This window comes from Rhodoglobus aureus, assembly GCF_039527955.1.
Taxonomy (GTDB): domain Bacteria; phylum Actinomycetota; class Actinomycetes; order Actinomycetales; family Microbacteriaceae; genus Rhodoglobus; species Rhodoglobus aureus.
Genome location: NZ_BAAAKW010000025.1, coordinates 1 through 22,642, shown reverse-complemented (window position 1 = coordinate 22,642; position 22,642 = coordinate 1). Strand labels below are relative to the sequence as shown.

At 57.5% G+C, this 22,642-nt stretch carries 21 protein-coding genes; 15 read left to right on the top strand and 6 right to left on the bottom strand.

Going from position 1 to position 22,642, the window contains the following annotated elements:
• Positions 1-325: 325 nt before the first annotated feature.
• Positions 326-1,054, bottom strand: a complete 729-nt coding sequence (locus ABD112_RS06415) for a DUF6994 family protein (RefSeq protein WP_343924247.1) — start codon at positions 1,052-1,054, stop codon at positions 326-328.
• Positions 1,055-1,473: 419 nt separating this feature from the next.
• Here ABD112_RS06415 and ABD112_RS06410 point away from each other — a divergent pair, with 419 nt between their 5' ends.
• Positions 1,474-3,312, top strand: coding sequence for a DUF262 domain-containing protein (locus ABD112_RS06410; RefSeq protein ID WP_343924245.1), 1,839 nt, complete (start codon positions 1,474-1,476; stop codon positions 3,310-3,312).
• A 209-nt stretch (positions 3,313-3,521) separates the two neighbouring features.
• Here the strand turns inward: ABD112_RS06410 and ABD112_RS06405 are convergent, their stop codons facing one another.
• Together ABD112_RS06405 and ABD112_RS06400 are read right to left on the bottom strand one after the other, a co-directional pair.
• Positions 3,522-3,962, bottom strand: coding sequence for a hypothetical protein (locus ABD112_RS06405; RefSeq protein WP_343924243.1), 441 nt, complete (start codon positions 3,960-3,962; stop codon positions 3,522-3,524).
• A 1,142-nt stretch (positions 3,963-5,104) separates the two neighbouring features.
• Entirely contained in the window at positions 5,105-6,595 is a 1,491-nt protein-coding gene (locus tag ABD112_RS06400; RefSeq protein WP_343924241.1) for an AlbA family DNA-binding domain-containing protein, read from the bottom strand.
• Between the two features lie 439 nt (positions 6,596-7,034).
• Here ABD112_RS06400 and ABD112_RS06395 point away from each other — a divergent pair, with 439 nt between their 5' ends.
• From ABD112_RS06395 to ABD112_RS06360, 8 genes are all read left to right on the top strand, one after another.
• Entirely contained in the window at positions 7,035-7,391 is a 357-nt protein-coding gene (locus ABD112_RS06395; protein WP_343924239.1) for a hypothetical protein, read from the top strand.
• A 143-nt stretch (positions 7,392-7,534) separates the two neighbouring features.
• Entirely contained in the window at positions 7,535-7,960 is a 426-nt protein-coding gene (locus ABD112_RS06390) for a hypothetical protein (RefSeq protein ID WP_343924237.1), read from the top strand.
• Between the two features lie 500 nt (positions 7,961-8,460).
• Positions 8,461-8,646 carry a hypothetical protein gene (locus ABD112_RS06385; protein WP_343924235.1) on the top strand — a complete coding sequence of 62 codons (186 nt, stop codon included), beginning with the start codon at positions 8,461-8,463 and terminating at the stop codon, positions 8,644-8,646.
• A 26-nt stretch (positions 8,647-8,672) separates the two neighbouring features.
• The gene (locus tag ABD112_RS06380; RefSeq protein ID WP_343924233.1) at positions 8,673-10,157 is read left to right on the top strand and encodes a hypothetical protein; all 1,485 of its coding nucleotides are present in this window, start codon (positions 8,673-8,675) and stop codon (positions 10,155-10,157) included.
• A 552-nt stretch (positions 10,158-10,709) separates the two neighbouring features.
• On the top strand, positions 10,710-10,994 hold the full coding sequence (locus tag ABD112_RS06375; protein WP_343924232.1) for a hypothetical protein: 285 nt from the start codon (positions 10,710-10,712) through the stop codon (positions 10,992-10,994).
• 39 nt (positions 10,995-11,033) lie between these two features.
• Complete coding sequence (locus ABD112_RS06370) at positions 11,034-11,774, top strand: hypothetical protein (RefSeq protein ID WP_343924231.1); 741 nt, start codon at positions 11,034-11,036, stop codon at positions 11,772-11,774.
• A 58-nt stretch (positions 11,775-11,832) separates the two neighbouring features.
• On the top strand, positions 11,833-12,177 hold the full coding sequence (locus tag ABD112_RS06365) for a hypothetical protein (protein ID WP_343924230.1): 345 nt from the start codon (positions 11,833-11,835) through the stop codon (positions 12,175-12,177).
• Positions 12,178-13,280: 1,103 nt separating this feature from the next.
• On the top strand, positions 13,281-13,574 hold the full coding sequence (locus ABD112_RS06360; protein WP_343924228.1) for a hypothetical protein: 294 nt from the start codon (positions 13,281-13,283) through the stop codon (positions 13,572-13,574).
• A gap of 193 nt (positions 13,575-13,767) precedes the next feature.
• On the opposite strand, the gene ABD112_RS06355 is transcribed toward ABD112_RS06360, so the two are convergent.
• On the bottom strand, positions 13,768-14,844 hold the full coding sequence (locus ABD112_RS06355; protein ID WP_343924226.1) for a DUF3644 domain-containing protein: 1,077 nt from the start codon (positions 14,842-14,844) through the stop codon (positions 13,768-13,770).
• Between the two features lie 3 nt (positions 14,845-14,847).
• A complete protein-coding gene (locus ABD112_RS06350; protein ID WP_343924224.1) occupies positions 14,848-15,645 on the bottom strand; it encodes a DUF6414 family protein in 798 nt (265 codons plus the stop codon).
• A gap of 51 nt (positions 15,646-15,696) precedes the next feature.
• Between ABD112_RS06350 and ABD112_RS06345 the strand changes: the two genes are divergently transcribed.
• The 6 genes from ABD112_RS06345 to ABD112_RS06320 all read left to right on the top strand — a co-directional run bounded on the left by ABD112_RS06345 (position 15,697) and on the right by ABD112_RS06320 (position 20,594).
• Positions 15,697-16,341, top strand: a complete 645-nt coding sequence (locus ABD112_RS06345; protein WP_343924222.1) for an ATPase, T2SS/T4P/T4SS family — start codon at positions 15,697-15,699, stop codon at positions 16,339-16,341.
• A 95-nt stretch (positions 16,342-16,436) separates the two neighbouring features.
• Positions 16,437-16,910 carry a hypothetical protein gene (locus ABD112_RS06340; RefSeq protein WP_343924220.1) on the top strand — a complete coding sequence of 158 codons (474 nt, stop codon included), beginning with the start codon at positions 16,437-16,439 and terminating at the stop codon, positions 16,908-16,910.
• 179 nt (positions 16,911-17,089) lie between these two features.
• Positions 17,090-17,389: a helix-turn-helix domain-containing protein gene (locus tag ABD112_RS06335; protein WP_343924218.1), complete on the top strand. Its 300-nt coding sequence runs from the start codon at positions 17,090-17,092 to the stop codon at positions 17,387-17,389.
• Between the two features lie 417 nt (positions 17,390-17,806).
• On the top strand, positions 17,807-18,007 hold the full coding sequence (locus tag ABD112_RS06330) for an antitoxin VbhA family protein (protein ID WP_343924216.1): 201 nt from the start codon (positions 17,807-17,809) through the stop codon (positions 18,005-18,007).
• A gap of 337 nt (positions 18,008-18,344) precedes the next feature.
• A complete protein-coding gene (locus ABD112_RS06325) occupies positions 18,345-19,448 on the top strand; it encodes a Fic family protein (protein WP_343924214.1) in 1,104 nt (367 codons plus the stop codon).
• Between the two features lie 393 nt (positions 19,449-19,841).
• Positions 19,842-20,594: a hypothetical protein gene (locus ABD112_RS06320; RefSeq protein WP_343924212.1), complete on the top strand. Its 753-nt coding sequence runs from the start codon at positions 19,842-19,844 to the stop codon at positions 20,592-20,594.
• A gap of 50 nt (positions 20,595-20,644) precedes the next feature.
• Here the strand turns inward: ABD112_RS06320 and ABD112_RS06315 are convergent, their stop codons facing one another.
• Complete coding sequence (locus ABD112_RS06315) at positions 20,645-22,117, bottom strand: BRCT domain-containing protein (protein WP_343924210.1); 1,473 nt, start codon at positions 22,115-22,117, stop codon at positions 20,645-20,647.
• Positions 22,118-22,642 lie beyond the last annotated feature (525 nt).

Below are 22,642 nucleotides of genomic sequence, written 5' to 3'. Positions count from 1 at the left end.
GAGTGGCGCTCGAATCTGGCGCCCCCAAAATCACAGCTCTGGAATGCACAAAGTCCCGGCCACGTTAGTGGCCGGGACTCATAAGCTCCTCGACTTGGACTCGAACCAAGAACCTACCGGTCAAGCTGAGGAGCGAAATCTATACTGAATCCCAATGCTTTATTGGGTAAAGCCACGTCTAGACTCGTACTAGGCCGTGCTATTACTGGCCAAAAACCGGGTTATTGGCCACTTTGATGGACAGGTCTGTGGCGACATGCTCTGAGTATAAACCGCGACTCAAGCTGCTCCCGCGCGACGTGAACGATGATCATTAACGCGCCGTCTATCTCCTCAAATTCAACTTGGCCCAAGCGTCGATTCGGTGATTACGTGCGTGCAGGAACTTGGTCGCGTTGTCGCGATAGGCCCGATATTGGTCAACGTTGCTCGGCAGGGCTGGGGTGACTTCGAAATCCTCGAACGGGAGGAAAAGTTCCACGGACTGTCCGTCGTCGTTCAACAAGTCTTGCAATAAGAAGTGATTCACATATCCACGGAAGTCCTCGAACAGACTGAAGAAGTCATCATAGTTGGATAGCGTCTTGCTTAGCGGACTACGCTCGCCCGAAAAGTGGCGTCGGATTGCTTCGAGCGTAAGGTCCATCCGATCTGAGATCCGGGAGTTCATGCCTCGCGCACCGTTCATAGTGAGCGTGCCCTTGCGCCGTTCCCCAGGGAATACGAGCGCCCCGCCCATGGAGTGATTGAGCACCTGGAACTTATCCAACTCGGCGGTATCTAACTGGCCAGTTATCGGTTTCATGCGCAACCACGACCGGAAGGTGGGCACCACGGTGTCGCTCGACAAGAAGAATTTTCCTCGCGCCGACTCGTGAAACAAGTAGCTACGTTCGCGCGTCGTAACCAGATCGAACGGATCTCCGTTGGGGAGGGGCTTACTCCACAGCAACTGATGGTAGCGACGAAGGATCCTGCTCGTCGCGTCAGGATCTCCGTTGCCAGCGTCATCACGCGAATCAAAGTTGGGGTCGATCGTAAATTCATCGCTCATGACTGGGAAATTAGCAACGAGCACCGACAAAGGGGCAGAACTCTATGAAACGAAACCCTAACGAGGTTGACGATCGGCCCTCGTGGCCCTGAATCCTCAAGCCTTGCAGCCCGACCAAACCGGGCTCAAACCCTCGCGCACGACGCAGAGAATAGGCCCGAGGCCAAGGCTTTCAGCGTTGGCGAAGTCGTCTGTCGGCATGTCCTTACCTCTTTCGTTTTGCAACAGTCGCACGTCAACTCCGCCGTTGAACTGCTGGCCCATCCCAGCCGGTGGAGATATCAGCTCTTACGTCACGGGACCCAACCGTATGACCTAAGCGGAATGCTCTATCGGGACAGTGAGCCGCAGAGCGGATTTCAGATGCAAATATCGAGCATGACCGGGAAGGAGCCTAACGTGTGCGATAGCCTCCTTGAATGGGCCACTTGCCACCGAAAACTATTGCCGCCGCACTCCGCGAGATCCAGGAAAGCGCCCTCGTGCTTCCGGCGATCCAACGCGAGTACGTTTGGAAACCATCTCAGGTGCTCGGTCTCTTCGATTCCGTGATGCGTGGCTATCCAATAGGCAGCTTTCTAGCCTGGAAGATTGAGCCGGAGACTGTTCAAAAGTTCAAGTTTTACGGGTTCATGAAGGACTACAACCAGCTCAGCAATCGCCATAACCCGGATCTCGATCTTTCCAACAAGCACGTCACCGCGATGCTGGATGGCCAACAGCGGCTGACTTCGTTGAACATCGGGCTACGCGGGTCTTACGCGGTGAAGTCCCACGGTGGCTGGACCAACAACCCAAACGCTTACCCAGTCCGCCGGCTTTATCTGAACGTTTTGGGTCAGGCGGAGGAGAATGAAGCCGGTTTGATGTACGACTTCAAGCTACTCACTGAGCAACAAGTGGCTGATGTTGATGGCGATAACAAGCATTGGTTTTCAGTCGCAAAAGTATTCGACGCAGAAACCCCATTCCAGCTTATGTCCGCACTTCAACAAGCCGGTCTCGGCAATCAGTCGATAGCGTTGGATATGCTCGGTCAGCTCCACCAAGCCGTGCACTCGAACCCGAGTCTCCACTTCTACGAGGAATCGCAGCAAGACGTCGAGCGAGTTCTCGATATCTTTATACGCGTCAACTCGGGCGGCACGGTGCTCTCGTATAGCGATTTGCTCCTGTCAATTGCTACGGCACAGTGGAAGGACCGGGACGCTCGTGATGCCATTCACGGATTAGTCGATGCGTTGAATAACACAGGCCAGGGGTTCAAGTTTTCTCAGGACGTCGTGTTGAAATCCGGCCTCATGCTGGCGGGCGTAAACGACATCGCATTCAAGGTGAAGAATTTCACCGCTGAGAACATGACGAAGCTTGATGAGAGTTGGGACAGCATCAGCGACTCCTTGAAAGTCGCGGCTGGGCTGCTCAGCGATTTTGGGCTTGCAGACGCGACCTTGTCCGCAAAGAGCGTGATCATACCGGTCGCTTACTACGTTCATCGAAGGAATCTGAATGACACGTACCGTGAACGTCCGGCGGATGCCGAGGATCGTGCGCTCCTGCGCTCGTGGGTCTTGCGCTCACTCATCGCACGCGGAATTTGGGGCTCTGGGTTGGATACTTTGCTTCGCGATCTCCGCGATGTTTTGAAGATTCACGGTGCAGAAGGCTTCCCGGTGGCCGAGATCGAGCGCGCTATGGCGACACGAGGCAAGTCACTGGCAGTTACGACAGAACTTGTCGATGACGTATTGGCCCTGCGGTACGGAGGTGCGCGAACCTTTGCCGTCTTGGCCATGATCTTTGACCACGTTGACACCCGCAACACTTTTCACGTCGATCACGTCTTCCCAAGATCTCTACTGGAAACAAAGACGCTCAGGGAACAAGGATTGGATACGGTTCGAATCGAGAAGGCACAGTCGCTTCAAGATCTGCTCCCCAACCTGCAATTACTATCTGGACCTGACAACATCATCAAGTCGGCCACCCCGCCCGACGAGTGGGCTACGCGCACCTACCCGACGCCAGACTCCCATTCCGAGTACATGGCCAGGAATGAACTCCCAACGCTTCCGCACACAGTCGATGACTTCGCGAAGTTCTTCAATGCACGACGCGATGCACTCGCGAAGCGCATCAGGATGAGGCTCTCTACGAACCTCGCTAACGATGACATGTTCTTTAGTTCTGATTCTCCCGTCATTGCAGAAGACCTTTCGTTTGACGAGGAACAGCTCGACGCTGCATTCGACGACTAAACAAAGGTTTGCCAGCGGGCACCCAACACCACACAGAATTTGAAAGCTGCCCGTATATACGAAGCCTGACCCACCATCAGGAAGATCGCAGGGATCATTGGCTGCTACGCGCCTACGAAACGACGCGTACTCTGCAAAAAAGCACTCGCCCCGAAGCCTGACGTCGGTGTCTTTTCCCTGCTGACTCGGCTGTTACGACGTCGAGCCGATCACAGGTCGCTTATATCGTCGAGCTTGAAATCGGAAATTCGTTGAAGCTCCGAGCCAGATACGAAAAAGGGGTTGTCGTTGCGTTCGTCGACCTCAATCATGATCACGTCCCCGTCACGCGTGAGCGCCCTAAACCTGTCGCCTATCGCCAGCACGAGTCCTCCAGTCATCTCGCACATCTCGCGGACCGTGTACCAACCACGCGCCTCGGCCTTCGCAATCGCGTCCGCCGCCGCAGCCTTGAGCTCGTCCGATTTTTCGATTCTCTTCGCGTTCGAGGACTTGAACTTGTCCGCGAGCAAGTACCCGGCAAACACTGCGCTGGCTGCCGCCGCGGTGACAACACCGGCCACGATCGCACCCTTGCTAAATCCGTCACCATATCCCTCACTCAAGAGCTTTTCGATCAAGGCGTCGGGACCCCCTTCGCTCTTGGCCATGCTCGAAAGACTGGTGTATTCGTCCAAGTTGCCCAAGGCATACCTCCGATTAGTCGGTGAAGTACCGCGAGCCTAGCAGTCGGCTGTGGGACCGCTGGCGCTCTGGTCTCAAGTCCTTGGATTTGCCGGGCGCGTGAGTTCTTCGGAACCAACTGCCCATAAGCGAACCGGTCAAGCTGGGGCGCGAAAACACTACTGAATGCCAATGTTTTATTGGGTACGGCCACGTTCAAACTCTTACTGGGCCGGTTCTTCACTGGCCAATAGCGTCACTATTGGCCAGCGTTTGGGGAATCAAAATCGAAACCAGCAACAATCATCGCTCTCGCCACACCTGCACAACTCTCGATACTGTCATGGCTCCGGAATGCTTCAGACAAACGATTTGGCCCCTCGCGAATAGGCACGCACGGAGATGAGACCGAAGAATCGTAGTGCGGACACCATCTCGTCCGGACAGGAGGAAAGGCTCATACAGAGACCTCCTCTAAATGCGGCCGCGATATAGGAGTGTTGCCGGGTCACTCAGTGCACTCGCCCCAATTTTGTAGGCAGTTTTACCTCTCTATTGCCGTCATCACAATTTCGCTTTGAGTTGTTAGGCCCCTTAGGCCCCCTTCGCGGAGGCATGACCTGGTGTCCGCCAGCCGGAGGCATGACCTGGTGTCCGCCAGCCGGACGCTTGCCCGGCTCGCTGTCGCGCGGGCGCGGGTCAGCGCTTTCGTTGTTCGCAGGAGCGCTGCTGCCACGGGAAGAGTGAGCGGGCTGTGCCGGTTTGGTGAAATCGCTACTTAGGGATTTTCTCATGCGGCATCACCCCTGAATTTCGCGTCGACCAGCGTCGGCGCTTCAGCGGCAACCGTCCTCAACCGACAGGTGAAACACCTCACCTGATTCGCGGATTGATACGCTCACTGCCACAGCTATCAGCCCATAGTCGACAGGTGCGACTTCCGATTAATCGCGCTTCGATGAGTCTTCGAGGATCACCGTGACTCGATGTGCCACGGCACAAAGTTCATGGTGATCCGTTGAATTTAGCGCGATTGCGCTCAACTTTCCGCGACGCTTCGCGAACTTGCGCGCGTCGAGGTGGTGGCTCGACGATCAACTACGTTCGCGGACACGCTAGGTCCAAGGAGCTAAGACGTTGGAATAGCTGCGCCAGGCCCTTCGACTCGCCAGCTCGCGCCTCCGCATCGTTCAACGATCATCAAAATGCGCGTACTGATAACGGAAGGCTCCTCCAAAGCAACATCGTCCGAGATAGCTGCTGGGAAAAATCCGATTGGCCACACGGAATTCGACTTAGGTATTGCTAGCCAATAGACGCCTCTGGGCGTGCGCACATTTAACAGGGCTTTGTTCAGACTCAGTACACCCCCCAGCTCCTCGATCATCGACTCCACCGACACACCCGGAAGATTCAGTATTCCCCTCTCGGCCAAGACATCACTGCTTTCATTCGCAGCTAGCTTTTTCTCCACCTGAGCCGAGACCTGAGCGCTTCTACGCACAAGGATGTCCTCGGTGCGGCGCACATCTGCGAGCCAGTCGAGCCCGAAAAACGGTGGCACTCCGTTGCGCCGCCAAAGCGCGGCGACAACGAGATCAGATGCGGCCGCGAGCTCAATGGAGAGCTCGTCGTCGATCCGCGAAATTCTCCGGTAAGCAGCTATCTCAGCCGAATTCTCGGCAAACTCGGAGTACTCGGCGGTCGCTCCCAAGAACTCGACGAAGAGCTCGTCCAACAGACCAACGCGTTCAGCTCCGAGGAGTGTCGCGAAACGATTGATCGTGTTTAGCCTTAATTGCCGACCTTTCAGTGTCTCAAACCACGCCTGTTCGGCAGTGAATTCGAGGGGGCGGTCGGCGATCCCTTCGACAATCTGTCTCACATCAGCGACCACTTCCGCCACGCTACCGCTCTCTTGGATTGCCTCAGCCAGCATGCGCTCAATAGGCAGCAATTTCGCGCTGAGGCGACTTTCGAACTCGTCCGACAGACCAGCACGGTCCTGTTGCTCTGAAGCAAACTGTTCGAAACGAAAGTCTTCAATTGAGTTGCGGATCTCCGCGAGCGCACGTCTTAGCGGATCGCTCTCCTCGAACTCATCAATCCACGCTGAGAGACGTTGAAGCTTGAAAATCTTGAGCGCTTCGCTTTGGGTCATCGCGCGCACGCCCATGGTCCCTCGGATAACCCAACGGTCGTCAACGATATGCGGTGGCGTCGTCGGCCGAATTTCGAGTACCAGAATAGGCAGACTTGAAGTGTTCTCTTGGTACAACACGATGTCCGGCTTGGGCTGAATCTTTCCGAGGATGGATTGCTCGATCTGAAGCTGGAGGTCGTCTAGCCTCGCGGGTGCGCCGGTATCAGAAAACAAACCAATGATTTCCCCCGCTGTGACTCCGGTGGACTCGTCGTCCTTCTCTGCAACACCGAAGAGAATCGTATGCACTTTGGCCGACGGCAAAAATGCGACATAGTTCGCGCCGGCTGCGACTTGCTTCGCAAGCTCCTTTTGAATCATTTGACTCTTGAACTCGATATGCGGCTGTTCTCCAGCACGGAATAGCGCCTCCGTATCGGGACGCAGGCCGTCGAATCGGAAGTTGTGTTGTTCCATACTCCCCATCATGTCGGAGCAATGGCGTGTTTAGGACGAGGATCGCACGCATCAAAATTCAGAGCTGATCGAGCTGTCGCCAACAATCCCCGTTCGCAATCCGTCGGAGTGCGGCCAGACCGGGGCTGCCTACGATTCCGCGCGCATTTCCCGCGCTCAATACTCACCCGATTCGAGGCACGCGCAGAGCGAGAATGTGCCATCGCCGACCGCGAGGTGGGCCTCCCAATGCTGTGGTCGACCGGCAGAGCCCGAAACACCGCCCGAGTTTGCTTGCTAGGGTGCTGATCGTCATAAACCAATTCCCCAAAGGCGTGGGCGGCTTGCAGACGTATCGTGACCACTTCTAAGATCACGTCGCTGACTTCGGTTCGCAATCTCACCAATGAGTGTTGAAAGCGGATTTTCGCTCAGAACCGAAACTTGCGAGAATACTGATGTGAGTATCGCTATTCCTGCCCTAGTCCAGCGTGGGCAAAACCCCGAACCAGAAGATGGCTGGGCGTGGTCCCTCAGCGACTACGAAATTGCTTACGTCCGGGAGTTCAATGCGCGACCTCCACGCGACGGATGGATCGGATCTGAACGAGACGAAGCACGACTCGATGACGAAGCAAACGGAATCAGGGCCGGAGCCGCTAATCGCCCACGGCGCCTAGTCCGCAGGTCGCTCGTACTTGTCGTAGGCGGGGTTCTGGTGGTTTGCGGACTGGTCGCTGGAGGACTTGGAATCGTGAATCTGTTGACGGGGCTGAACACTCAAGCTGACACCGCGGATCTGGTTGTGAAGCGATGAAAACTAGTGCTCCAGCACGATGGCCTCTGCGATTGTCAGCCGCCGGACTTGCGTTGGTTCTTATTTTTGCAGTGGCGGGGACCAGTTTCCTGATCTGGTCTCAGGACTTTTCGGCAGCTGCATCTTCAGATTATGAGATCGCTGTGGATTCCAAAGATGCTGCAATAAGACTTGAACGCGCCGCGGCGCTTGCCGAGGAACGTGCCGAGGCAGAAGCGAAAGCTGAAGCGGCTCGCATTGAAGCTGAAGCGGCGGAACTCGCCAAGAGAGACGCTAAATTCGCAGAGGCGGGACTCACTCCTGCCGGCAACGATGTTTACTACATGTTCGCGGACCAATCGAACTACACCTGTGGGTACTGGGACTGCGCCTACGTCGTCCTTCTGGCGATGTCTGGATGCCCCAATTCGCTTTACGTGGAAGCGGCCGTTACACGGAATGGCGTCGACATTGGACTAGCTAATCACCTCGCAGCCGCGGTTCCGGTTGAGGGTCAAGTTAACGCGCACTTGGAGGACTTCTCGGGGTCGGGCGATGGATTCCGGATCACCAAGGTCAACTGTTTCTAGCCGATGCTCGCTTCCCCGACGTTTAGAGGCAGGACCGCTTCGGGTATTGTCAGCGAATGGCCGCTTCCGATTCCTAGGGTCATGTTCGTGTCCGCCACTTCAACGAGCAGCCGACGTTTGCGGTCTCTCGGCCTGACCTTGCTTTGAACCTACTTGGTAGCGATCCCAGCTACGTCCGGACGAGCAACTGCGTCTAAATGACACAACACAGCCACCACTCATGCCAGCGGTCTGCTCCCTCACTTCTGAAAGCCCGCCTTATGCCGTCCATTATTTGCTCCTGGCGTCGAGTCATGGACGCCCATAATAAAGCTCGATGTGGATGTCCGCTCGATGGAGGCCATCCGAGCGCCTCAGATCGAGGCGTCAATTCGAGGGCTGCGTCGTCGAGTTCTTAGATAGACCTTTTAAAGCTGCCCCGCGCCTAGGACTCTATTGGCATCGGGTTCTGGTCATAGATTGCATATTCAGTTCCATCTCGTAGTCGCTTGAAGAAGCGAGTGTCCGATCGTACAGAGCGATCGCACGCTGCGGCCGCGGTAAATCTACGTCGTCTCGTCGATGACACCGAGCCACCAATCGACATAGTGACGCCGGTAATCGCGCGCAAGGTCTCCTGCCTCGACTGTGCCCGCATTCCCCCACCGTCCACTCCTGTTGGTCTCGACCAGCGACTTCGCGGGTGATGCCTCCCCTAAGCCACACAAATCGAATGTCGCCTGCCTCGGGTAATCTTCGTGACGGAAAGGGCCCGATGCCGCAAATCAGCGCTATGCAGGCGGAGGAGCTGCTTCGGGCCGCCGGAGGAGAACCTCAAGAACCATACCCGGGACGTAAGAACGTCCCATGGAAAGCCATCCACATCGCATGCGGGAAAGAGATTTTTCCGCGACTGTCGAACGTTCGTGACGGCCGCGGAATCTGCAGACACTGTGCCGGTTTTGCACGCGGTGCTGAGCGTCGTGCGGGGCGTGCCGTTACTGCAATCGCCGAGATGAAGGCTGCTGGCTGGGAACCACTTGCTGACTATCCGGGGACGGAAGTGCGATGGCTGGCCCGCCACACGCCATGCGGCACCGAACGTAAAACCAGCCTGAACGCTGTCAGGCAGGCAGCGAAACGCAATCAGTATGGCTGCGAAACCTGCTGGCGCAAAGCTGAAGGTCATCGTGTGTGGACGGCTGAGACTGCGAATCACTTTATGCTGTCAGTTGACCTCACCCCGTTGGAGCCGTGGCCTAGCGGATCGTCACGACCGTGGCGCGCTCGACATAACCCCTGCGGCCGTGAAGTCTCACCGAGGCTTGGCAACCTCGCTGCCGGCCAAGGCCCCTGCAACCATTGCGGTCAGCAGGAAGCGCATCGAAAGATGATGCTCGACGACGATGCCGCCCAAGCGATGATGGTCGCTGCCGGGCTCGAACCGATCGCCCCGTTCCCCGGAGTAGACCACCCCTGGCTTTGTATCCACACTATCTGCGGCCGGGAGGCCTCACCGAGCTACACCAACATCAAACGTGGGCAGGGCGGCTGTGACCACTGCGGAAGACGTGCCCTCGCCGATCGCTTCCGTATGCCCGAAGAACAGGCACGCAACATCATGCGCAAACAAGGACTTGAACCGCTGGAGCCCTACAACAACTCGATGACACCGTGGCTGTGCCTTCACACATGCGGCAAAGAAGTGCGCCCGCTGCTCAGCAACGCCCAGAAGGGCCTGGGGATCTGTCGGTACTGCAACAGCACCTTCGATTATGACGGGCCATCCATCGTCTACCTTGTCGCCGACCACCATGCCCTCAAAGTCGGTATCACCAAACCCGGCAGCTACCGCATCACCGAACACACATCTCGGGGGTGGCGTCTCAAATTCACCATCAACGTCCCGACCGGAGATGACGCTTACACACTGGAGCAGAACGTCATCTCCTGGTGGCGCAACGACCTTGATGCACCTGCCGCATACACCCCAGCGCAGATGCCTCAATGGGGCAGCACCGAAACGGTGGGTTGGGAATCAACCACCGCCCTGCAAACACTGGAACAGTTGGTGCAGGAAGCTGCGGCAATGAGTTTGGAAATCACCGTCAACCCCACTGACGAAATCCACACCAGACCACAACGACCTGCCTCAACCCGAGCGGTGGGACGCACCCGCCGAGCCCGCGGAAACTCATCCGACGTAACCCTCTTCTAGCAATCCGCAACACCGCATGCGCTCGTGCAGACCCCCGTGCAAAACCCCGGCGGCGATAGCCGACNATGGTTGGACTCGCGGCGGTAGCCGTCTGCGGGGGCCGGGCATTGACTGTGCGGTGGGGCCGACCCATGTTATGAGCTCGGCGCTTCGCGCCTCGCGTGACTCCGTGATGACCTTCTGTGTGCAACTGAATGCCTGCTGGTTGCTGCGCAACTGTTTCGGGGAGCGAGCTGTCGTGCAACGAGATGTCAGCATGAACCGTTCAGGTTCATGGGGGCGTCGAAGTTGTGCGAAAGGTTGCGACTTGTGGTGGGCTCGCTGCGCTCGCCCATGCTTCGCATGTGCATCTTCGTGTTGTTCTGTCCGTGTCGTGTTGTTTGCTGAGGGCTCGCTGCGCTCGCCATGCTTCGCATGTGCATCTTTCCGTGGTCCGTGATGCAACGTGTTGTCTGCCTGGGGCTCGCTGCGCTCGCCATGCTTCGCATCCGCAACGGGGTGTGGTTCGGTTCGCATCGGTTTGTTCCACCTCACCGGTCTGTGTTCATTTGAATGGACGGTCATCCATTTTTGTGGACTCCCGCTGTTGCCGTTACGCATCGCTCAGATGCCTTCCTGTTTCCGTCACGTTCCGTGAACGGGTTTCCCTTGCCGGGGGCGACCTTCGGTGTCAATCATGTTGGTCTGCATCGCAACGAAACGTCATCGGCCCGTCAACGTCACGAAGACCAAAATTGTGTTGCCCTCCGCGAGTTCATCAGGGGTTACCAGACCGGTGAAGCCAGTGGCGAAGCAGCAGACCTCAAGGCCGGCAGTGGAGGTGACCAGACCGGTTGAGTTCCGATGAGGGACCAACCGGACCGGCAGGCGAACAACGTGAGCGCACACAGTGCCAGTTCCGCAACGGAGACGACGAGTGAGCGCAGCGAACCCGGAGCGACAACGGAACGAGGATGCGAAGCAGCCTCCACAGAGATACATCGACGTAACGATGTCCCGCAGTTTATTGACCAAAATGGGCGAAGCCTTGGTTATACGGAGGGAGAACTGGGCGGCGGCGGGCGACGGCTTGGGGGTTTTGCGCAGCTGAGTTTGTGGGCCGGTTCGTTTTTGGTCGCCGGTTTCGCCGCATGTTCTTGTGTTGAGGCGCGGTCTGCGTTTCGTTCTGACATGGAAGGTCGTTTCGTTGTGAGCAAACTCCTGCTGATGCCGCGGGTGTGGCGTCTGTCTCGTACGGGGACGATCGAACCCAATGCGACGACTACGAATCAGCGGGCGGCCACTTTTGCGGCCTCAGCACCGGACGGATCTGTGTTGCTGACCCGGCGTGATGATGACGGGCTTTCCCATTGGCTTATCGCCCCGGATGCTACGGGTGTGGAACAGTCGGCGTTGCATCTGGCGCAGACGGTTGCTGCTCGCGCTGAGGAGCTCGTCGAGGACGTGCCGGAGCTGTTCGATTCGAAGCATATTGCGGTTGTATCCCGAAAGCTCCGCAGTCCAAAGGGAAAGACAGGTACAAAAAAGTCACAGTATTCGGCGAGCCGTAGAGCGATCAGTGATTCTGCGATTGTCGTACTGTACTGGTCCACGAACTCTTCAGCAGGAGAGAGTTGATTAACATGCGTGTGAGGGGCCGTTGCACGCCCATGGAGTCCAACTCCATACTTAGTGAATGAAACGAAGAGTTTTGATGGTCACCTCTCTACTATTCGCATCCGCTCTCGCTGGATGCGCCCCATCTTCCGCGGACGTTGCAACCTGCAAGGAAGTTGCAACGGGATTAGTAGCACTCAGCGGTGCCGTTATTGCTGAGGACTGGGAGAAAGTAGATCGAGCAATTTCGTTGATTGAAGAAGCCGGGCTCAACTCAACGACGGCTCTCGGCACGGACGTGACGAATAGCCTGAACGCTTTCAAGCTCGCGGCAGGGGCTGAGTCCTTGCCACCTGGTATGTGGGCGGTGAGCCAGTCGGTGGTATCTGAGTGCGCAGACCTCGGGGTGCTGTTGGCATTCTAGGGAACCGAATAACGACCCGATGCTAGAACCTCTCCCTTGAGATGCAACGACGTGGTTGTCTCTAACCTGCGGTCAAGTTCTTCACAGCCTAGGTATCTCATAAAACCCGGAAGAAGTCAGATAACTATGGGTTTTCACTCTTTCGTGCCGCGAGAGCGGCAACCTTTATCGATCGCACACTTCAATCCGCTCGCGGACCGCGATACGGTTTTGGGTGCGTAGACGTTCCTCCAAGGGAGCTCTCGAACAGTTGGCAACGGTGCCGCAGCCGTCAGATGATTCACAACTCCTCTGCCCTCAGCGCAGCTTCAAGCTTGATCCCCCAATCGCAGTAGCCTGATCGGCTCACCCCAACCCGCTTAAGAGCGTCGGGAGTGGAAGTGCCTGACGCTTTTAGTGCTCGCACCGCCATAACCTGACTGAACCGAAATTCGCGGTGAGCTTCAGCGGCCGCACGCCGGGCTTCCCGCTTTGCAGCGAGACGAAGCCGTTCGGTATCGCTGAGATTTGTGGCGGGAGAGTTGTATTTCGGCCTCATGGTCGAGCTCGACACTGCCCAACCGTCACGCAGAAGGGGATTGTAGGGGTCAGCAGTTCGAAGCGCGTCTCGAAGTACCTTCACTCTATCGAGCAGTACTCCACGAGCACCCGCCTCGATGGTGTTCATGAACGCAGACACTGGAGCGAGATGCTTGAGGTTAACACAGGCACGTTGGCCGCAGAGATGATGAATACTCCCTAAATCTGAGAGTTCGCCTGCAAAGGACCGGGAAGCCCAAAAATGCAGTCGGTGCGCGAAGTGCCGAGAGGCGCCCCTACCCACAAACCCATACCCGGCCGGTACGCGGGCGCCCATCCAGAGCCAACACGGATCCTCACTGTCGTCAATGGCGCAGCGCTCTCGAATGGTTGCCGTGAGGAGTACGGCGTCCTTGTTCATCACAGCTCTTCTAATTGGCCCGTATCGGCCTTTATTTGGATGCATGCAATGGGCTGTGCGCGGCACCAAAGGCGGTGCGCCGCTCGTGGGGAGTGAGTTGCCGCGCACAGGTGAGACGGTGCGGAAAATGTCGGCACCGACATATTGAATAGGAGACACACGAATGACGTTGGAAACCGCACCCCTCGAAGGTAATCCTGTAATTCGCATCGGAAAGCGCAGCTCAGAGCTGGTTTGGCCGAACGGTGCCCGCCGCAGATTTCACACCCCGGAGATCGAGCAAGCGCAGAAGGAACTCAACCGCGTCATTCGTCTTTCGAAACTTGCCCCAACAGCTTCGATTGAACAACAGCAGAACCGTGCCGACAGCATTTTCGAAGCCCGCACGCAGCTCCAGCATGCCGTCCATTCTTATGTTCGTTCATTCAGAGGGGATTCGAATGCACTGGCCGTCTAGCAGAAGGCAACTGACCCCTAAGCAATCCACCTGCGAGGGCACTGACGCAGATAGGTCAAACCGAAGTTTGGGTTGCGAGCGTCGCCATGTGAGCTCGGCCCCACCGGTCACAAGCTATAGATGTCACATCCCCCTCACTTCGGCCACTCGGATGTTTGTCACCTACCGGTGCAGCAGACCATGGACTAGACGGCTATGGCTTGTCTCGCTGAGAATACAAGCGCTTCAAAGCGTCGAGATCAAAGTCGGGTTTTGCCATTTCCTTTTTTGCGAGTTCGAGAGCGCGGGCACTAAGCCCTTGGAACTTTACTGCGCCCTTCAAGGTTCGTCGAATGAAGTACGCTCGATCATCCTGCTTCAGTTTCAGATGATAGATCAAGGCGTAGCCTTCAAATTGTGTGAGGCCTAACTTGCTCCCAAAGCGACTCAGCGCTAATCCGAAATCGTCGAAAGGATTGGAATCTCGATAGACAAGTGCTGACTCGCCTACAGCAGCTCGTCGGACTGGGAGTCCCTCGGCCTCGCGAACCATTCGCAGCGCAAGCTCCTGAATATTGGTCCCGGGCTCGACTGGGGCGATCTGAAGCGTCGCTAGGCCCGGTAAGACGGATTCCCACGCGGTGCCTGCCCTCAATGCTTTCTCCGCGCGATTAACTTCAGCTTCAGTCGGTTGGTCTAGCCGCCCAGTAGACGCTCCATCCAAACTGAGAAGTGGCCGTAGTCGCGCTCTCGCCTCCGCAGTTTTTCGAGTTTTAGGTGCCAACAGCAAGAGCACTGCTTTGAGCTCCGAATCAGCCAAGAACCCGAAATTCTGCGGTGGGCTCGCGCTCACTGGAATCACGCGATTGGGAAGGAGCTGGTCAAGCGATTGGTCGAATGCCTGTTCCAACACCCTATTGAAGATGGTGATGCCGCCTCTCATATGCAGCCAGAGCATGTCCTCGCTCATCCTGATTGTGTCGTGCGTGGCGCAGTCCCGGTCCTGCTTGATCGCGGCAAGGAGCGTTCGATCGTCTTGGGTTACAAGTTTGAGCTCATTCACGGCTATATCGACACATCTTTTTAAGCTGTAAGAAAGTTCATCGCCGGTGTCTCGTACCGTGCCGTTCTTCTCGAATATTGCTGCCTTCAAGAGCATCTCAAAAGAATGCGCGAGCATCATGATGACTGCATGTTCTCGCGCTACCGTCGAGGGTCGGTTGAAGAGCTCGATCGATAGCGTCAGGGACTCGACTGCCGTGTCTCGAAAAATCGCAGACTGCCGCCGCATAATCTACCTGTAGACCGCAAGGACATCCAGCATCACGGCGGGGCCGCTTAGCCAGTTTGCTTCCTCGCCCGGCTTGGGACCCAACTTCGCTTGCGCGCGTCGTTGCTCGCGGGTCATCAAGTTCATTCCTGGGAGAGCGAGCAGCGACTTGTGTTCTCCTGCGCGTACAGCGGCCGATACCTTGCCAACCACTCTGGCTACGCCGTCGAGCTCACTGTCTCGGATACTAGCTGCAATGAGACGGCCCGCGACCCGCCAATCGGTGTCGTCTCTCTCGCCGACTATCGCCAAATCATCCCCCATAACCGAAGACATCGCGGTCAACGCCTGAATTTGCTCGTCAGGTGGGAGACGCTGCGCACTCGGCTGCACAGCCGTCATCAGCGGAGACAAGGACTTCATCATCGCCATTGCTTCGCCGATCCCTCCCGAAGAAGTGAGAGATCGAATCATGGGCGGAACGAAGATTTCACAATCGAATTCTAGAATCGTTCCAGGTGATGCTGCGGCGAAATCATCGTCGCTGTTGATAATATCAACCCATCCGGAGCGTTCGGGGTTGGCTGCACACAACGAGATGAACCGCTCGAAGCGCGCTTCACTGGTGTCAGAGTACGAATGCGACAGTTCAGTGTCGGATTCCGTCTCGCCCTGAGTGCCGAAACCCCCTAAGCCAGCTTTACCTAAGAGCGACTTGGACTGTGTTGTTCGATGTTCCCCGACGCTACGAAGACCATCTTCCAAAGCACTTAGGTACCCGTTAAGAGTCGATTCGTTTAGGTATAGAAAGTTCCTCAACATTAGACCACAATAGCCTCAATCACCGGCCGTCGGTCTAGCATTCCAAGTCTCTTGGGAGGGCCACCGACCGCTAGGGGATTCTTAGTTTGGTGGGCGGAACGTCAGCTTCGGCGATTCCGATACGTATTTCGCTTGTGCAGCCGCCCCGACGTAATCCTTGTTGGTGAGCTCCTCGACCTCGAAACGGTGCGGGTCGCTATCGAAGCCGCCAACAAAGGCCATCTGGTGTTCGCCACTTCCCATGCCTCGTCAGCAGCCGAAGCAATCTCCGGCCTCATCAGTCAGTTTCCCGGCACAGAACAGAACCAAATTGCGACCGCCCTATCCCAGGCACTCACCGCAGTTGTTGTGCAACGTCTTGTCCCCACCACAAATGGCCGGCTGGCACCCGCACGGGAGCTGCTGCTGAACACCACCTCCATTTCGTCAAAGATTCGCGACATGTCATTTTCGTCATTGACTCAGGCGTTGAAGCTGCGTGAGGGGATGTACACCTTCGAAGATGAGCTGGCGATGTTGTGGGCTCGCGACATGATTTCGACCGAGATGGCTTACAAATATTCCAACGACCGGATAGAAATGAAATCCAAGCTCGACTTCGCATCGACAAACAAAGCAGAAGTCGCAGCCGCATCAAACCGGACAATCATCGGCATGAACGAAATGCTCGGCCGGGCATCAACCACCCCGGCCTAAAAGCCGGGGCCTGCCAGTTTCACTGGTGAGTCTCGGATTTTAGGCCCGGTTGACCAGCTCACAGAACATCAACGCATGAAGAAGGTGATTTAGATATGACCTCGGGAAACCCCTGGGATGGGAGTGCAATCTCCTACACACCGCCACCCCGGATGCAGCGGCGTACCGGGCTGGTGGCCGCGGGAGTACTGATACTCACCGGAATGGCGCTACTCATCGGCGCTGTCATCGGCCAGCAGCTTCAGAGCCCTGTGCGCAACAACGGTGACATCGCAGTAGGGACCGTCCTGTCCGTAGACGACGGGTGGGTGTCCGTGGGATTCGGTGTGGGAGATGAATTTACTGTTGTTGAGAAGCGGGGACAGGTTTCTGGGCCGTCCGGAATCTCCGCAGGGACTGTGGTCACTGTGCGCTTCGACCCGGGTGACCCCACTGTGACCTTTGTCGAGCGCATTGATGTGCTGGAACCTCTGACGCCGCTGCTGCTTATCGGCAGTGGGTTCCTGGGTCTCGGCCTGCTGTTCGCGCGCTTCCCTCCCCGATCACCGGAACGTGTGCGGAAAGTGTGACGGTTCGCCGCGCATAGCATTTACAGATAAACCTGTAAGCCGGTTTACGTAAATACCTGTAAGAAGGTGTAGTTTTTCGGGGCCCATTTCGCGAGCACTGTTGATGAGCCTCGTCGAATGGTATCTATAGGTTCCGATATCAGCGATAATGGCACCTATGACTATCAGAAGGGAGTTCCATGGTTCAGCGTGATTCGTCCCAGCAGAAGCGTTTTCTGAGAGAGTTCGGCGCCAACATCCGACGTTGGCGGAAGGTGAACGGTATGAGCGCGGTGCAGGTTGCCGAGCGGGCATTCATTACCCGCCAAACGCTTCGGAACATCGAGAACGGCACCGGCACCGCACGCATGGATTCGTTATTTGCTGTTCTCATGATTTTGGGAGTTGACGGCACCGTGGTCGACGCCGCGGATCCGTACAACAACAACGCCGGTCGAAGTCGAATTGACGACATTCTCAGCACTGGGGGCACCATATGAAGCCGACAGACAGCGTCGAAGTCGCGATCGGCGGTGGAGATACGCCAGCGATAGCCGGCACGCACGTCACGCATGAGTTCTTCACACCGAGTGAGGGATAGGGCCGGTGAGTGCTCGCCGCCGATGTCGGATGGTCTCGTTTTGCCATAAGCACCTCCATGCTTTCGGTAATAAAGCACCAGTTATCTGTCTAAGTGGTGTTCTATTGCCGATGTTGGGGCGGGGCTGTTCTGTGAGCGGCGTGCTGCATTGTTGCGCTAGAGCCCGTCGAACTGGGAAGAAATCCTTGCGAGTTGCCTCGTCGAGGTTGAGAGCTGACCGCGCCGGTCGGAATGTTTCCAAAAAAGTGTCCGGATGGCGGTTTTGCCGCGCATAGAGCAGCTGTCCGCGTTAGGCTTTGAAGAGGAGATGAATCAGATGACTATTGCACCAGAGGCGCCGGCCTCGCTGACCAGGGAAGAGCGAGCAGACAACGCCGCTCAGTCTTTGCACAGCGCTGAGCTCGAAGGTCACTCCGTTACGCCCGCTACCCAGCTGGACACAGAGATGTATGTGTCCGGGGAGATTGACTCGCAAGAGCTTCTCCGTCGGGTCAGGGTTCGACACCACGTTGGCTGAACTCGACTTCACGGATCCATATAGCGAGCTTGAGAGCTGATGGTGCCGGTCGGAATGTTTCCGAAAAGTGCACGGATGGCGGTTCTCACAGTTAGGTCATAAAGGAACGTCGGTGGTTTATGAGATAGTTTGCTAAGTCATAATCAACTCCGATATGTTTATGAGGTAGCGAATGATGCGTGAGCCAGCGGGCCGCCCCGGCGGAGGCCAGTTCTCCGCCCAGCGGAACAGTGAGGCAGAAGTGGCCCTGGACGAATCATGGCCCGCGCTTGGGTACGAGAGCCAGACATGGACGGGAATCCCCCCGGCTTCTCTCGGGCCCGAAGCTGAGATGTGGATGGCCAGGCCGCAGGAATACAACTCCGCCGTACCTCCACACATCGCGTCGCTTACGCCTGGTCTCGACCCTGAGACGGTGCAGAAGTCCAACGCTGCCACCATCGAACTGAGCCGGTTCGATGCGGGCCTCGGCGATCGGATGGCGAACTTCGGCCCCGTGCTTCTGCGTTCGGAAGCCGCCTCATCCTCACAAATAGAGAACCTCACCGCGTCCGCACGGCAAATCCTGACCGCCGAGCTCGGCGCGACAACCAACCGTAACGCTATGCTGATCGCCGCGAACACCACGGCACTGCGAGCGGCAATTGCTCTCGCCGACGAGCCAACCGGCGAGAGTATGCTCCACATGCACGCCGCCCTGATGGAGCACCAGCCACAGCACACGCCCGGCCAGTGGCGAACAGAACCCGTGTGGATCGGCACCAACGCCCGCACCCCCATTGGCGCCACCTTCATCGCGCCACACGAAGACCGCATCCCCGCGCTCATCGCCGACCTCGCCGAGTTCGGCGCCCGCCATGACGTCCCAGCGCTGACGCAGGTCGCGATAGCTCATGCACAGTTCGAGACCATCCACCCGTTCAGTGACGGCAACGGACGCACCGGGCGGGCCTATGCCCAGGCTCTGCTTCGCAAACGCGGAGTCACCCGCAACGTCGCAGTGCCCGTATCTGCGGGCCTGCTAGCTCACGTAGGCGAATACCACGATGCACTCACTGCCTACAGGGCTGGTGACCCGAACCCCATCGTCAACCAGTTCGCCGATGCCTCATTCGTCGCTATCGCGAATTCGAGGCGCATGCTCGACGAGATAGACACGGTCACGGCCGACTGGCGCACGGCGATCAAAGTCAGAAGCGACAGCAAAGTCTGGGCCCTGCTGGACGTCATCCAGCGCCGTCCCGTGATCAATGCGACGACCGCGGCCGCCGAGCTCGGAATCCAACAGCCAAACGTGTACCCATTGCTGCGCACGCTCACCGAACAGGGCATTTTGAAGTCGAAGAACGAGCACCACGCTGGCCAGTTCTGGCGAAGCGACGAGATTCTCAAAACGCTTGACACCTTCGCGGAACGCGCCGGACGCAGGACCTGGTCGTAGCGCTGGGGAGCAACCATCGTTCCGTCAACTCACCCAAGGCGGTCCCAGCGCACCAAATACTGTGCATCAGGTCTCGGCCCTGACTTTCTTGGGTAGCGCGCACGCCCCCGGCTTTAGCCGTGGGGTGCGGAAATTTTCTCGCGTGTGCCGTCGCTGGCAACAATGGCAGCAAGTTTTCAAACCGCTTGACACTGGACTCTCAGCGGCCTTGGGACCGTTCGTGCCTCACTGGGCGCGCGAATCCACGAGAGCTGCGGGGTTTCAGTCGCTGTCCCATTTGCGCAAAAGTCTCATCTAGGTTGAGAGACGACTCAGGCATCTCCCCGCAACCCAGCCAGAAAAACATCCAGCCGGTCTGATCCCACCCGCATAGAAGCGGTATGGAAACAAATTGTGGCGAGACGACAACGGTTAGATATTGACGAGGCAGCAAAGCTGGTCTCTGACGCACGGCTGCTGGATGAAGTCGTGAAGCCGCGTGAAGAAACATATGGACAACCCCCGTCGCGCAGCCACAGCCAAACGGACGGCCCAGAAGATGACGACGCCGGCTACGGAGTGACAGCGAAGCAGCGGGAAGTGCTGGTGCGAGTGCTTGCTGCACTGCGTGAACCCGACCGGTCAATATATCCGACACCGACGGTTACGGCAGCGATCGTTGAAGCGATGAAAGCAGCCATTGCACGCGATCGGCAGATGATGGCTACCATCACCGACTGCCTCGCCGAGTTGCTGCAACATCCGAAGTTTCCGCGCTCCACAACCCGCGATTTCGAATGGGGCATCCACCTTGCGCGCGACGCCATCCACGATGATGCGCCGTGGGCAGCCAAAGAAGACCAGCATCGGCGTGATTCATGGCCGGGCGGCTACCGCGCGATGTTGCTCCAAGATTGGATTCGCGACAACGGTCACGAAAACGACAACAGCGGGCTAATCCCGGTTGCCGACGTTCGGGACATCATCCACTCTATTCGCATCATGCAAGCGAACGCCGACCTAGTGATACGGAACGTCTCCGCACCGCTGCGCATCAAAGGCATTCACAAGCCGTTGGCGGCCCAAATCGACGCAGTGATTGACGAACTGAAGCTCATTGCAGGCAGCACCTCACCGGGACAGGAACCGCAGCCACAGAGCAACTGAGCTGCCGCCGCGGATCATTCCGATGAGGTCGGCGGCGGCAGTTCCACCCATCAAGCGTTGACGGCGATGCCCTCGAACTCATCTGCACCCATCACGCGGATGCCCGCAGCTTCGGCTTTTACCAGCTTCGAACCTGCCGACTCCCCCGCAACCACAAGATCAGTGGATTTGGAGACTGACCCGCGAACAACACCGCCAAGACGAGTGACGGCAGCTTCGGCCTCAGAGCGGCTCAGTGTCGGGAAGGTGCCGGTGACAACGACCTGCAAACCAGTGAACTGTGATTCGACTACCTCGACCGGAGCGGCAGCACCGGGGACGTAGCCGTGACCGTCACGCAGCTCATCGGCCAGAGCCTGAATGCGTGGACGTGCGTCCAGAAAATCGCGGGTGGTGATGGTGCCAAAACCCTCAAGGCCAGCAACCTGACCTTCAGTGGCGGAAGCGATCGCATCGAGCGTCGAGAAACGTTCTTCGAGTACACGTCCGGTGGTGCGGCCCATGCCGTGCAGACCGATGGTGGCAAACCATTTGCCGACCGTCGCACCGCCAAGGCCATCCTGAATGGCCTTTACCGCAGCGTCCGCCGACTTCTGACCCTGACGGTCAAGACCAATGATGTCCTTCGCGGTCACAGCCAGCATGTCAGGCAGCGTCGAAACAGTTCCGGCATCGACGAGCTTCGTCACCAATGATGTCGAAACGCCGAGGATGCCGAGTGTCTGAATGCCGTAGACGATGACGGTTACGGGGTCGAGGTAGCCGATGACACGCAAGTTGATGTCGTCACGTTCAACTCCGTAGGTCTGACCGTCGCGTGCAACCCATTCGGTTGGAGCTGCGATTGGGGTGCCGAGGTCGTCGCGACCGCGGGTGCGTCCCAACACGTAGGGGATGACTTCGCCGGAGCGTGTGACATTGATTTCGTCGCCGATGGCCAAGCCCATGTCCTCAATGAATTTGAAATTGTGGAGGGTGGCCTGAGCAACGTTCGCACCGGCAAGTACGGTGGTGTCGAAGATGGCGACCGGGGTGAGCTTACCCGTGCGACCCAACTGCCATTGGATGTCGCGCAGCACCGTGGTCTTGACCTCGGAAGCGAACTTGAAGGCGATAGCCCACTGGGGTGCAGAACTGGATTCGCCAAGCTGCTCGCGACGGGCACGGTCAGCCACCTTGATGACAGCACCGTCGGTGTCGAAATCGAGGGCATGGCGTCCGGCATCAATCTGTTCAACCGCAGCCATAATCCACTTGGCAGTGCTCTGAGCCGACGTGCTTTTCAGGACGCGGGTGTGCAGATGGTCGCGGCTGGTGGTGAAACCCAACTCCGAAAGTCGGCTTTCAAACATGGTGCCTTCGTCATGGATGACCAGCGAGAGGCTGCGAGCCTCAGTGCCGCTCTGACGGCGCAGGATGCCTGCGGCAGCATTGCGTTCGTTGGAGTACTTTCCGTCGAGCTCAGCGTTCAGGGTGACGAATGCGGTGTGGCTGAGCATTACCTCGCCACGCCAGTTCAACACGGCGAGGTCCGCCAGTGAGGGTCAGCGGCAAAGCGCCAGCCTCAGCCATCAAACGGACAGCGTAAGTGACATCCTCACCGTGGTCGCCGTTACCGCGAGTCACCGCACGAGTCACCGCACGAGTCAGCACAGGAGATTCACCGCCCCCTGGCACACCCACCACACATGCTAACCACCCTCCCCCACGGGGCTACCAGCCGACAGCAAAACAGGTTCACAGCAGTGCTGCCAGCCCATCTCAGAGCACCTCACCGACCGTCAAAACACTCGCCTGAACAGGGGCTCTGGCACCCCCAAAAGGCGACAGAATGACCTTCGCTGTCAGGCCACAATGAAGCCATCTGACAGCAGCAAAAAGGGCTCTCGACGAAGCCATTTCGGAACCAGAATGTGGGCTGGTTTCACGGCCCGAAAAGGTGTTGGGAATAGCAAGTTGATTTGGCCCCGGGTTTGTCGTTTGATTCGGCCCCACCCCGGGTAGGGTTTTCTGGGTTGCCGTTGGTCGCGGCGGGTTAGCCTTTCTGT